General features: G+C 38.0%; 10 protein-coding genes. 9 read left to right on the forward strand and 1 reads right to left on the reverse strand.

Going from position 1 to position 13,867, the window contains the following annotated elements:
* The first annotated feature begins 124 nt into the window (after positions 1-124).
* The 8 genes from DRF61_RS02560 (at position 125) to msrA (ending at position 12,397) form a co-directional block, all read left to right on the forward strand.
* Complete coding sequence (locus DRF61_RS02560) at positions 125-346, forward strand: DUF2795 domain-containing protein (RefSeq protein ID WP_002662059.1); 222 nt, start codon at positions 125-127, stop codon at positions 344-346.
* 127 nt (positions 347-473) lie between these two features.
* Positions 474-3,548, forward strand: a complete 3,075-nt coding sequence (gene secA / locus DRF61_RS02565; RefSeq protein ID WP_111953761.1) for a preprotein translocase subunit SecA — start codon at positions 474-476, stop codon at positions 3,546-3,548.
* Between the two features lie 153 nt (positions 3,549-3,701).
* Complete coding sequence (locus DRF61_RS02570; protein WP_111953763.1) at positions 3,702-5,888, forward strand: TonB-dependent siderophore receptor; 2,187 nt, start codon at positions 3,702-3,704, stop codon at positions 5,886-5,888.
* 40 nt (positions 5,889-5,928) lie between these two features.
* Positions 5,929-7,131 carry a PepSY-associated TM helix domain-containing protein gene (locus DRF61_RS02575; protein ID WP_111953765.1) on the forward strand — a complete coding sequence of 401 codons (1,203 nt, stop codon included), beginning with the start codon at positions 5,929-5,931 and terminating at the stop codon, positions 7,129-7,131.
* On the forward strand, positions 7,131-9,248 hold the full coding sequence (locus tag DRF61_RS02580) for a TonB-dependent receptor (RefSeq protein WP_111954386.1): 2,118 nt from the start codon (positions 7,131-7,133) through the stop codon (positions 9,246-9,248). Before DRF61_RS02575 ends, DRF61_RS02580 begins: the two co-directional genes overlap by 1 nt.
* 52 nt (positions 9,249-9,300) lie before the next feature.
* The gene (locus tag DRF61_RS02585; protein WP_111953767.1) at positions 9,301-10,512 is read left to right on the forward strand and encodes a PepSY-associated TM helix domain-containing protein; all 1,212 of its coding nucleotides are present in this window, start codon (positions 9,301-9,303) and stop codon (positions 10,510-10,512) included.
* An 84-nt stretch (positions 10,513-10,596) separates the two neighbouring features.
* Positions 10,597-11,565: an ROK family protein gene (locus tag DRF61_RS02590; protein WP_111953769.1), complete on the forward strand. Its 969-nt coding sequence runs from the start codon at positions 10,597-10,599 to the stop codon at positions 11,563-11,565.
* Positions 11,566-11,842: 277 nt separating this feature from the next.
* On the forward strand, positions 11,843-12,397 hold the full coding sequence (gene msrA, locus DRF61_RS02595; protein ID WP_111953771.1) for a peptide-methionine (S)-S-oxide reductase MsrA: 555 nt from the start codon (positions 11,843-11,845) through the stop codon (positions 12,395-12,397).
* A gap of 49 nt (positions 12,398-12,446) precedes the next feature.
* On the opposite strand, the gene DRF61_RS02600 is transcribed toward msrA, so the two are convergent.
* The gene (locus DRF61_RS02600) at positions 12,447-13,262 is read right to left on the reverse strand and encodes a hypothetical protein (protein ID WP_146897028.1); all 816 of its coding nucleotides are present in this window, start codon (positions 13,260-13,262) and stop codon (positions 12,447-12,449) included.
* A gap of 377 nt (positions 13,263-13,639) precedes the next feature.
* On the opposite strand from DRF61_RS02600, the gene DRF61_RS02605 reads away from it, so the two are divergent.
* Positions 13,640-13,837, forward strand: coding sequence for a hypothetical protein (locus DRF61_RS02605; protein ID WP_146897031.1), 198 nt, complete (start codon positions 13,640-13,642; stop codon positions 13,835-13,837).
* Positions 13,838-13,867 lie beyond the last annotated feature (30 nt).

Below are 13,867 nucleotides of genomic sequence, written 5' to 3' on the forward strand. Positions count from 1 at the left end.
ACAGCTGTAATGCAGCCTATGACGGGCAATGAACAAAAATTAATCAAAAAGAATTGAAAATCAAGTATAAAAAAGCGTATAATATAAGCTAATTTTATACTTTTGCAAAAAAAATCAGAAAATTATGTACTGGACATTAGAATTAGCCTCATACCTAAGTGACGCACCTTGGCCAATGACAAAAGCAGAACTTATTGACTATGCAATCAGAACTGGTGCACCAATGGAAGTAGTTGAAAACCTTCAGGCAATTGAAGACGAAGGAGAAATCTATGAATCTATCGAAGAGGTTTGGAGTGATTATCCTACCGACGAGGATTTCCTTTGGAACGAAGACGAATATTAATGAAAGCAATAAGCTTTGAGCGTCATGCTTAGAGCTTTTTTGCCCTTTTTTATATAAAACATTCACACGATAAGCGTGTCAGTAAAACGCTTAAAGCATATTGCTTTAAGCATAAAGCAAAAAATTTATGAGTTTTTTAAACAAAGTTCTTAAAGGGTTTTTGGGAGACAAAAAAGCGCAGGACCTAAAAGAAGTAAAAAAAGTTGTAACAAAAATCAAAGCTGTAGAACCAGCCATTCAACAGTTAACTGATGATGGGCTGAGAGAAAAAACTGCTGAATTTAAAGAGAACATAAAATCTTCAACCAGCAAAATAACAGCGCAGATAGAACAAATAAAAGAGCAGGTAAAAAATTCAACTAACGTAGATGAAAAAGAAGCTCTTTTCTCAAAGATTGAATCTCTGAAGAAAGAATCATACGACATTGAAGAGAAAGTTCTTGCTCAGGTTCTTCCTGAAGCTTTTGCCCTGGTAAAAGAAACGGCAAGAAGATGGGCCCAGAACGGAGGCATCCGTGTTAAAGCAACTGATTGGGACAGACAATTGGCTGCTGCGGGTAAAGATTTCGTAGAGATTCAGGGAGATACTGCAATCTGGAAAAGCTCATGGGACGCAGCCGGAACTCCTGTAGTTTGGGATATGGTCCATTATGATGTTCAGTTTATCGGAGGGGTTATTCTTCACAGCGGTAAAATTGCTGAAATGGCAACCGGTGAAGGTAAAACTTTGGTAGGAACATTGCCTATTTACTTAAATGCTCTTCCTGAAAGAGGGGTTCACGTAGTAACTGTAAACGACTATCTTGCGAAAAGAGACTCCGCATGGATGGGCCCTCTTTATCAGTTCCACGGAATGTCTATCGACTGTATTGATAACCACCAGCCGAACTCAGACGGAAGAAGAAAAGCATACAATTCAGATATTACCTACGGAACGAATAACGAATTCGGGTTCGATTATCTGAGAGATAACATGGTAACTTCACCTACAGAACTTGTGCAAAGAGAATTGAACTTTGCCATTGTGGATGAGGTAGATTCCGTATTGGTAGATGATGCCAGAACACCGTTGATTATTTCAGGTCCGGTTCCTCAGGGAGACAGACAGGAATTCGATGTTCTTAAACCTTCTATCGACAGAATTGTTGAAGTTCAGAAAAAAACAGTTTCCTCCATCTTTAATGAGGCGAAAAAATTAATCGCTGCAGGAAACACAAAAGAAGGAGGATTCAAATTGCTTCAGGCATACAGAGGTCTCCCTAAAAACAGACAGTTAATCAAATTCTTATCGGAAAGCGGAAACAGAGCATTGCTTCAAAAAACTGAGGCTCAGTATATGCAGGACAACAACCGTGATATGCCGATTGTAGATAAAGATCTTTACTTTGTAATAGAAGAAAAGAACAACCAGGTAGATCTTACGGATAAAGGTGTTGAATACATGTCTCAGGGAAATGAAGATAACAATTTCTTCGTTCTTCCGGATATCGGGACAGAAATCGCAGAAGTTGAGGCTAAAAATTTATCTAAAGAAGAAGAATTTGAAGCTAAAGAAAAACTTTTCTCTGAATTCGCTGAAAAATCTGAGCGTGTACACACGATGAGCCAGCTGTTAAAAGCGTATACATTATTCGAAAAAGATGATGAGTATGTAGTTATTGACGGTGAAGTAAAGATTGTTGACGAGCAGACAGGCCGTATCATGGAGGGAAGACGTTATTCAGATGGTCTCCACCAGGCAATTGAAGCTAAAGAAAATGTAAAAATTGAAGCAGCTACGCAGACCTTTGCAACGGTAACGCTTCAGAACTATTTCCGTATGTACAATAAGCTTGCGGGGATGACAGGTACTGCTGAAACAGAGGCGGGAGAGCTTTGGGAAATCTACAAATTAGATGTTGTGGTAATTCCTACCAACCGTCCTATCTTAAGACATGACAGACAGGATCTAGTTTTCAAAACTAACCGTGAAAAATATAACGCTGTAATCGAGGAAATTGAAAAATTAACAGCAGCAAAAAGACCTGTACTTGTAGGTACTACTTCTGTTGAAATCTCTCAGTTGCTTTCTAAAGCGCTTCAATTAAGAAAAATTCCACACCAGGTACTGAATGCGAAGCTTCACAAAAAAGAAGCGGAGATCGTTGCCGGAGCAGGACAGCCGGGAGTTGTAACGATTGCAACGAACATGGCAGGTCGTGGTACGGATATCAAGCTTACCAAAGAAGTAAAAGAAGCTGGTGGTTTAGCCATTATCGGTACGGAAAGACATGATTCAAGACGTGTAGACAGACAGCTTAGAGGTAGAGCGGGACGTCAGGGAGACCCTGGTAGTTCTCAGTTCTATGTATCTCTTGAAGATAACCTGATGCGTTTATTCGGTTCTGAGAGAATCGCAAAAATGATGGACAGAATGGGTCATAAGGAAGGTGAAGTTATTCAGCATTCTATGATCAGCAAGTCTATTGAAAGAGCTCAGAAGAAAGTGGAAGAAAACAACTTCGGGATCAGAAAAAGACTTCTTGAATATGATGACGTAATGAACAAGCAGCGTGACGTAATCTATAAGAGAAGAAAGAATGCCCTGTTCGGAGATCACCTGAAATATGACATTACGAACATGATTTTCGATGTTTCCAATTCAATTGTTGCTAAAGGAAAAGCTACAGGAAACTATAAGGATTTCGAATTTGATGTCATTAAGTTCTTCACTATGGAATCTCCGGTTTCTGAAAATGACTTCAAGAGCAAGCAGGTTCCTGAATTAACAGATCTCCTTTTCAAAGCAGCTCAGGAAGATTATAAAATGAAACTGAACTTACTGAAAGAGAAATCATTCCCTATCATTGAGAACGTATATCAAAACCAGGGTTCCATGTTCAAAATGATCCAGGTTCCTTTCACAGATGGTCACAAGACAATGACTATTGTTGCGGATCTTAAAGAAGCTTACGAAACTCAATGTGAAAGTCTGATCAATGATTTTGAAAAGAACATCACTTTATCCATCATTGATGAAAACTGGAAACTTCACCTTCGTGAAATGGATGACCTGAGAAGGTCTTCACAGGGAGCTGTTTACGAACAGAAAGATCCACTGGTAATTTACAAACAGGAATCATTCCACTTATTCAGTGAAATGGTAGACAAGATGAACAAAGAAATTATTTCTTTCTTATACAAAGGAGAAATTCCGGCCTAAGAATTCAATAATAAAATCTTATAAAAACCCCGCTTCAGCAGTACTGAAGCGGGGTTTTGCTATTCATCAACTAATAATTTATGACAAATATCAATTTTATTATTTATTTAGAACAATTAAAAACAATATATTTGCAGAAAATTAGACTTATTCATGAAAAATGTACTGATCTGTGCCTCATTGTTAGGTTCTATCCTGGTTTTTTCTCAGGAAAAAGACACTATTAAATCTAATGATATCGAAGAGGTTGTTGTCAACGGAAGATATTATCAAAAATATAAACTTAACGAAGTCTCCGGATCATTAAGGCTACAGACTCCTCTTATAGAGCTGCCACAGAACGTACAGTCTATAAGTGGGCAGGTTCTGGCCGACCAGATCACTTTAAACATGTCCGAAGGAATTGTCCGTAACGTAAGTGGTGCCAGAAAAGTAGAACACTGGGACAATGTTTACTCAAACGTTTTCATGCGGGGAGCAAGTATCGCAACTTACATGAACGGAATGAATGTTTCTTCAACATGGGGACCTATTAATCCGGACGCCTCTATCATCGACAGAATAGAATTCGTAAAAGGCCCTGCTGGTTTCATGGGATCTATGGGTGACCCTGCCGGGTTTTACAATGTAGTCACAAAAAAACCTACCGGAAAATTTGCCAACAGCGTAAGATTCACAACGGGAAGCTACAACCTTTTCAGAGGTGAAGCTGATCTTGACGGTGTTATTGTGAAGGATGGTGTTTTGGATTACCGTTTAAACTTAATGGGAAGCTCTAACAAATCATGGTCAGAAAATGATAAAACAAGTAAAATAATCATCGCTCCGTCTATTACATTCAGACCTACAAAAACAACAACATTCACGGCTCAGTATAATTATCAATATCTGAAATTCAACCAGCCGGGAGCATATTTAATGTCTAATGACGGCTATGCTTCGTTGAATGTTCATACCAATTTTAATGATCCGAACTTCAAAAAAACAGAAGTGAAAGATCAGAGTTTATTCTTAAGCCTGGATCAGAAATTATTCAAAGACTGGGTTTGGAGTACACAGTATGCCTACATGGATATGAATTATGACGGTGGCTCATGGTGGGGAACTTTTGACCCTGCTGATAAAAACATATTTAACAGGACTTTAAGCAACTGGCAGGCTGCCGGAAAAAACCACATATTCCAGACTTATTTAAGAGGGACTCTGAATACAGGAAATATCGTTCACAAAATTATTGCTGGATTTGATTATGGGAACAGAAAATATAACGCAGATTTTTCAGGGTATTCAAAAATTGTAAATGGAGTTGAGACTGCAATTTATCCAATTAATATTCAAAACCCTCAATATGGTGTAGATCCTTCTACATTACCGCCAGATAGTTTTTATACTTTAAACTCCGCAGCTCCTTTCTACAATGACCAGGGCGTAAAATATACCTCATATTATGCACAGGATCAGATAGAAATGTTCAATAATAAACTTCGTCTTACATTAGCAGGAAGATACACAAGCGGAACCACTTTCGCAGGGTATCCTTACTACTCGGAAGGAAATATAGTTCCTAAAGATACAGCTGGTGAATTTACACCAAGAGTAGGATTAAGTTACTCTTTCAGTGATGATTTCTCTGCATATGGAGTTTTTGACAAGACTTTCGTACCACAGTCGGCTATTCAATATTCAGAAACAAACCCTAAAGGTGTCCCTCTTACCACGCCTTTCAGAGGCCAAAACCTTGAAATCGGTATTAAAAAAGACTGGTTTGGCGGGAAATGGAATTCAACATTTGCTGTATATGATATAAGAAGACAAAATATATTTACATCTGATCCCGCCCGTCCAGGCAGTGGTCTTTCAGTAGCTACAGGCGAACAGAGAGCAAGAGGTTTCGAAGCTGACATTAAAGGAGAAATTATCAAGGGATTAAATGTTGTTATTAATTATGCCTATACAGATGCAAAAACAATTAAAGACAGTGATGCTGCAAAAATAGGTCAGCAGTCTCCCGGAAATGCCAAAAATGTACAGAATACCTGGTTAAGCTACAGATTTGAACATGGCAATTTAAAAGGATTCGGTATTTCAGCAGGTTATCAATATCAGGGAGGGAGACAGTCCTGGTTTGGAACAACAGCAAAGTATGATCAAAGCCTTGAAGATTATTTTGACACCAACTTCGGGATTTCTTATGTAGCAAAAAAATTCGATGTCAATCTATTGCTGAACAACGTTTTGAACAGAAAGCTTTACAGCGGGTATAGATCAGATGATGGCTCATACGCATGGATCTACAATGCTCCACGTAACTGGAGGTTATCAATCGGATATAAATTTTAAATAATTAAAAGTTAGCCTTTACGGAGGTTAACTTTTTTCTATGAAGAAAAAGCACCACCATAAAAAGAAAGTTTCTTTTACAAAGAAATGGTCTGCCAAACTGCATTTGTGGTTTGGTTTATCCATTGGTATCATTGTTTTCATTGTTGCTTTAACAGGTACAATGTATGTTTTCAAAGATGAGATTCAAAACGTTCTCAGAAAAGATGCCATTTATGTAAAAGCTGAAACCATCAACCAAAATCCCCTTTCCATTCAAGTTCTTAAAGAAAAGGTTTCTTTGGAAATGAATGAAAAATACCCTGTCAGCTCTATTGAAATTCAATTAGATAAAAACAAATCTTATGAATTTCTTTATTACGAAAAAAACAAAAAAGCCTGGAATTATTTTGATGAAGTTCTTATCAATAAACTGGTATATGTTAATCAGTATACAGGAGAAATTACAGGAATTTATAATGAAAAATATGACCTCTTTCCTATTTTAAAAGCCATTCACTGGAGTTTACTTTTAAAATCAGATTGGGGAAAATATGTAGTAGGAATTCCTACAGTCCTGTTTATCTTCATGCTGATCACGGGAATTATTTTATGGTGGCCAAAGAACAAAAAAGCAAGAAAAGGACGATTCTGGTTCAGCTGGGAAAATGTGAAGACCTGGAAACGTAAAAATTACGACCTTCATAATGTATTAGGTTTTTATGCTTCATTCTTGGCCCTGCTGATGAGTATTACAGGAATTTACTTTGCCTATCCGTACGTCAAAAACACCTTCAATCTTACACTTTCGGGCTCTTTGGATCTGCCAAAAGAAAAGGAAATCAAATCTCCGGACTCCCTGATGATCAAAAACACATCCGTTTTTGATCTTACCGCTCAGGAAACCAGAAAGCTTTATCCCACCTCTTCCAGTTTCAGAATTCCACTGAACGGAAAAAACAAAAAGGGAAAAGAATTAAAGAACATACCGGTTACCATATATGGACAGGAAGGACGCTACAGTGAGAGAAATACATTGGTCTTTGACAAATATTCAGGGAAACTTCTTGCAGATAAACCTCATCAGAAACTGAGCAATGCAGAAAAATATGCCAATGCCAACTATGATATCCACACAGGATCCTATTTTGGGCTGTTCGGGAAAATTTTATGGTTCATTACGGGCCTCATCTGCACATCACTCCCCGTTACCGGCTTTTTAGTATGGTGGGGAAAACAAAAGAAACAAGGAAAGAAAATATAATGAAAAAAGCGCTTTTATCAGCCGCATGCTTAGGGTCGGCAACAGTTTTTGCACAGGTTAAGGACAGCCTGCAGACCAACAATGTGGATGAAGTTGTGATGACTGCTTCCAGAAAAAAAGAAAGTATTAAAGAAATACCAAGCTCAGTAACGATTGTTGCAGAAAAGCAGATCCAGTCTCAGCTTACCGTCAATTCTGATATCACCAGCATTCTTCAGTATACGGTTCCCAGCTTAGGGACCAACTCCGGGCAGACCTCCAACACAGGCCAGACTTTAAGAGGTCGTCAGGTTCTTGTTCTTATTGACGGAATTCCACAATCTACCCCTTTAAGAAACGGGGCAAGAGACATCAGAAGCATCGATCCTTCTGTTATTGAAAGAATTGAAGTGATCAAAGGAGCCTCTTCTATCTACGGAAACGGTGCAGACGGCGGAATCATCAACTATATCACCAGAAGAAGTAAATCTGATAAAAAAATTTCCGGACTTACCCAGGTTGGTTTTACAGGCCAGACCTATGGAGGAACCTTAGGAGTAAGAGCCAGCCAGCTGCTATCCGGAAAAGTGAATAAATTTGATTATGTTTTCTCTCTTGCCTATGAAAGAACCGGCTATATGAAAGATGCCGACGGAGTGAACCTTACTCCAACCTACAGCCCAGCAAAAATGGATAACTATAACGGAATGCTTAAAGTTGGTTATAACATCAATAATGACCAGAGAATTGAAGCTTCTTACATTGGATATTCCTCCAGATCGGATCTTAACTTAGGGCTCGTAACCGGAAAATACGGCTTTAAACCAACCATTGGCGAAGGTGTAGGAAAAAACCTCGAAACGACACCTCAGGGAACACCAAAAAACCACAATTTCAGGATCAATTATGATAACCAGAATCTTTTTGGGGGAACTACTTCATTGAATTTCAATGCTTATATGCAGGATTTCAAGACAGTATACGGATACAGTGACACCTTCTTCGGAGGAGGGCAGTCCAATGTCATTTCCAAAAAATATGGCGCCAGATTCAACTTTGATACAAAGCTTTGGAACGCTCAAAATTCGCAGGCTGAAGTCATGTACGGAATGGATATCCTTAATGACCAGACCGTTCAGAAGCTTGAAGATGGGCGTTACTGGACACCGGATATGAATATGACCAACTTGGCCCCTTTTGTGTTGGTTAAAATCGATTTATTAAAAAAATTAACCATTAAAGGAGGCCTTCGCTATGAAAACATGAACGTTAAAGTAGGAGATTTTAATACCCTTTCCTCTATTAAAAGTGACGGAACTTTTACAACAAGCATTTTTGTGACCGGTGGAAAACTAAAATATAATGCATTAGTGGCTAATTTAGGAGTACGTTACAATATTGAACCGTTCGTTAACCTGTTCGGAAGCTTTTCACAGTCCTACTCTATCAATGAGCTGGGAAGAATTCTGAGAACATCCACCCAGGGAACCATTCAAAATCTTGAAACCAAACCTATCATTGTCAACAATTATGAATTCGGTGCTACAGGACAGATTTCAAAATGGGTCAACTACGAAATTACGTCTTATGTAAGCACTTCAAAACTGGGGGCTTCATTTGTACAGAGTGCAGACCGGGCATTAACCATACAGAGGTCGCCGGAAATTGTTTACGGTGTAGAAGGGTTCCTTCACTTTACCCCTGCAAAATGGATCAATTTCGGAGGAAGCTACAGCTGGATGGAAGGGATTACCTCTATTAAAGACGATGGGGATTATTCTGCAAAAATCAATAACAGCCGGATTTCTGCGCCTAAGATACTTGCTTATGTTCAGGCAAGACCTATACAAACTCTATCAATTGGTTTTGACATGCTGCACGCCTTTGAGCAGGACAGATTTCAGCCAAATGCAAAAACCGGATTATTTGTATACGGAGAAGGTTATGTTCCGGAATACACTGTTTTTAATTTTAAATCAAGCTACGAAATCAATACAAACTGGAGAGTTTCGTTGGGTATTGAAAACCTGTTCAACAAAATGTATCAGCCTGCCATAGCATGGTGGTCTGCTCGTGATAGCGAATTCGTGAATTCACTGGGGAGAAGAGGCACTCTGATGCTTGAATATAAATTTTAATTAAACTAAATAAAAAGATAAAATTTATCTTTGTGATACTTTGAACTGCGATATGAGAAAAAAACATCATCATAAGAAAAAACCGGGCTTTTTCAAAAAATGGTCAGCCAAACTGCACCTGTGGCTAGGTCTGGGAATTGGCTTTTTGATTTTTATCATTTCCATTACAGGAGCGCTTTATGTTTTCAAAGACGAAATAGAAAATCTCACCAGAAAGGACGTCATCTACCACAATGAACAGAATATAGCACAAAAGCAGGCTCTCCCCATCAGAATAATAGAAAAAGCTGTTGCCGAACAGGTAAAAGAAAAGTATCCTATCCATTGGGTAAATGTCCCTATCGATAAAAAAATGTCGTACATATTTTATTGGTATGAGCATAATACGGATACCTGGAATTATTTTGATGAATTTCCGATCTATAAAGCGGCTTATGTAAATCCTTATACGGGAAAAGTCCTCAGAACATATGATGAAAAGAACGGATTCTTCAATATTGTAAAAATGATCCACTGGAGCTTTTTACTGAAGCAGGACTGGGGAACCTATGTAGTGGGAATCCCTGTTATCATTTTTATCATTATGCTTATTACCGGAATTGTTCTCTGGTGGCCTAAAAATAAAGCAGCAAGAAAGCAACGTTTTTCTTTTAAATGGAAAAACATCAAAAGCTGGAAAAGAAAGAATTATGACCTTCACAATGTGCTTGGCTTTTATTCCTCCATCTTTGCTCTCATCTTCGCAATTACAGGACTTTTTTATGCTTTTTTCTTTGTACAGGCTATGATATACGTGATATTCTCCGGGGGAGAAACAAAATATCCGGATTTTTCCTACATTAAAACCAAGGCTCCGATAGAACTACGGACTGAAGGAACACTGGACAAAGTCATTCATACTGTACAGCAGAAATACCCTGATGCTTTCGGTTTTGCTATTGACCTTGGCCATGAACATATGGATGATCATGAGCATCCTAATTTTGAAGTGTTTGTAAAACACCTTTCTTATTCTTATCACAAAAGCAGCAGCCTTATTTTTGATGAAAACTCCGGCGAACTGCTCCACACCCACGATCCCAAGGACAAAAACTTCGGCGAAAAAGCAGTAGCGGCCAACTATGACATTCATGTAGGAGCAATTCTAGGGCTTCCTACAAAGATCATTGCATTTATTGTCAGCCTCTTGTGTGCATCCTTACCTGTAACCGGATTTATGATCTGGTGGGGCAGAAGAAAAAAGAAACCGGTAAAAGCTGCATAAAAGTTTTTTAAATAAAAGTTTGTTAATAATTCATTAATACAATCTTTTTTATAATTTTAACCCTTTAGAATTTATAAACAGGAAATGTCATTAATAGATTTATCAAAACAAGTTGCTCTAGGAATTGATATCGGCGGAACGAATACAAAGTTCGGAGTAGTAAACCATCGCGGTGAAGTTCTGGAAAAAGGAAGTCTGAGAACTGATGAGTACGAAAAAGTGGAAGACTTTATCGAAGCTTTGTATGAGCAGGTTCAGCCCCTGATCGAAAAATACGGGACAGAGAAAAACTTTGACGGAATTGGAGTAGGCGCTCCTAATGCCAACTATTATAAAGGAACCATCGAACAGGCTCCCAACTTACCCTGGAAAGGACTGATCCCTTTCAGTGAGCTGATGAAAGCCAAATTCAGCCTGCCATGCACCATTACCAATGATGCTAATGCAGCTGCCCTTGGGGAAATGCTTTTCGGAGCAGCCCGTGGTATGAAGGATTTCATTATGATCACTCTGGGAACCGGTGTAGGCAGTGGAATCATTTCCAATGGAAGTCTGATTTACGGGCACGACGGCTTTGCAGGAGAACTTGGCCATACCATTGTAAAACCTGGCGGAAGAAAGCACTGGAGCACAGGATCTGAAGGAAGCCTGGAAGCTTATGCATCAGCCACAGGAATTGCGATCACCGCAAAAAAAATGAGGGCTGAATTTCCTGAATCTATGCTGAGCCAATATCCTGAAGAATCCATTAACTCAAAAACGGTACATGAATGCGCCATAAAAGGTGACCCGATTTCTATTGAGGTTTTCAGATATACGGGACAGAAACTGGGTGAAGCTTTGGCGAATTTCGTCATGTTTTCTTCACCGGAAGCCATTCTTTTATTCGGCGGCGTGATCAAGGCCGGTGATTTTATTTTGAAGCCTGCAAAACTTCATATGGAAAGAAATCTTCTTCCGATCTTCAGAAATAAAGTGAAACTGGTTTTCAGTGAACTTGATGAAGCAGATGCTGCCATTCTTGGAGCAAGTGCTTTAGTTTGGGAAAAATAACTGAAACAGCATTAAAATAATAAAAGCATCCTTTTGGGGATGCTTTTTGTTTTTAAACAACATACTCAATTGATTTTTTCACAGATCTCACAGAATTATTTTGTGCCATATCTTTCAATTTATCGTCTCATTAATCATTAAAACATACAATCAATTCTGTTTTAAATCATTCTGTTTATCATCCGAAATGAAAAAGTTTTTCTTATTTTTGATTGGTTTTTTACTCATTTTCTGCCAATGCAGAGAGAAGAAAACGGCTAATAAATAATTAAAAATAATGGATAATAATAATTTAGAACAGATCACTTTCGGCGGTGGATGCCTCTGGTGTGTGGAAAGCTGTTTCAATATGCTTAAAGGCGTGCAATCTGCTATCTCCGGATATTCAGGAGGCCACAAAGACAATCCAACCTATGAGGAAGTGTGTACAGGAGAAACGGGACACGCTGAAGTGGTACAGATTACTTTCGACCCTAAAATCATTTCTTATGCACAGCTGATGGATGTATTTTTCTTCCTTCATGATCCTACCCAGCTAAACAGACAGGGCAATGATATCGGAACACAATACCGTTCCGTTATTTATTATAAGGATGAAGCAGAAAAAGCTAAAGCTGAGGAAGCCCTTAAAAAATCCGAAGAATCAGGTAAATGGCCTGGAAAATACGTAACGGAAATAACGCAGTTCGAGAAGTTCTGGCCTGCAGAACAGTATCATCAGGGGTATTATAACGTGAACCCTAACCAACCTTACTGTAGTGCCGTAGTAGGCCCGAAGATCCAGAAATTTAAAAAACATTTTGGGGAATTGGGAATGCTGAATGAAGCGTAAAAAATATAAAGCGAATATCTTTTTGATGTTCGCTTTTTTTTGTGAAAAATTACTCTTCTGCTTCTATAGAATCTTTTTGTTTGCCGGCATATTTATAAATAATAAGAGATGTTGATTTTCGTAATTCTCTTCCGTTATCCGGATCTATTCCATCGTCTGTAAAAAACTCAACTTCATTGTAATACTTTGAATACCACGTCCTGCCAAGAGCATTCTGGTTAGTAAGAGTATCTTTTCTCATAATCTTTTTAAAATGCTGAAATTGATGTTTATTCATGGCTACAACATCAAGTCCGGGCTTAATATAACTACTATCCGTCGCAACATATCTTTCCCCATCCCAGTACATATATTTTTTGTCAATACCAGATTCTACATTTGATATTAACCCTAGTGGAAATAAAGAGTTATTCTTAAGTTTCTTATTGTTGGAGAATACAATATTACCAGTGACAAGACATAAAAGCAGTGCAATCTCCATTATACCGAAGCCATTTTGTTTCATAAACTCGGGCATTGCGAGAATTGGCTTATTAATGATAGTGATCACAATTTTAGAAATTGCTTGTTGAATACTATATTCCACCGTTCTCCACTCAGAACAGTAATCTTTAAATGTATCATATCCTATATATCGGCTTAGATTATCTAAAACCGCTCTTTTTATGTTATAGTCTTCACCTTGTTCAACTATTGCCTTATAATAATTTTCAAAAGATTTGTAACTCAGTGGTTCAAAATCATCTTTTAAAATTTGTTCAAGATGTAGAAGAATTCCATTAAATGATGTTTCTGTAGCTTCATTTGAAGCTTTTTCGTAAACATCTTCTAACAATTTCTTTTTTTCAGATAAAAATTTTGACATACTCATGGTTATTATGATGAAAATTAAGAAGTTTCAAGTCAAAATAAATACGGTTTCCCGTATATCCCCACTGATAAAAACTTTCCAAAAACTTTCCAAAAACATTCTAACCCTTGCCTCTTCTTTCGTCGTTAATTTGCCATAGAAATCAGTGAGAAACAAAACATTACAAAAACAAATGTACAAAACTGATTTCAAAATTCACCAGATAAAACGGAGGAAAACTCCGGGTTGGGAAGCGGATGTTTCTCCTCCGTTTTTGAAGGTTTACTTCCCAAAAATTTAAGAAGCGCTTCGAAATTTTTACCCGTGTAACACTGCTTACGATCTGTTTCGTGAGGAAGAACACCAGTGCCAAATTTTAAATTTTTAAACCAATGTTAGAATTAATATTGATGCTACTGGGATTAGCATTTTCAAATAACACAGCAAATACTACATCAGATAATAATAGTAATCAGGGACAGACAATAGTTCAACTGACAGATCCGGGAGAAGGTTTAGATCCGGGAGACGGAGGCCCAATTGGAGGAAATACGGGACAACTCCCACCTCCTCCATCAAATAACCCTTAATATTCAGTAAAAGAGCGGATTGTATAAATC

The organism is Chryseobacterium lathyri (assembly GCF_003290185.1).
Classification (GTDB): Bacteria; Bacteroidota; Bacteroidia; order Flavobacteriales; family Weeksellaceae; genus Chryseobacterium; species Chryseobacterium lathyri.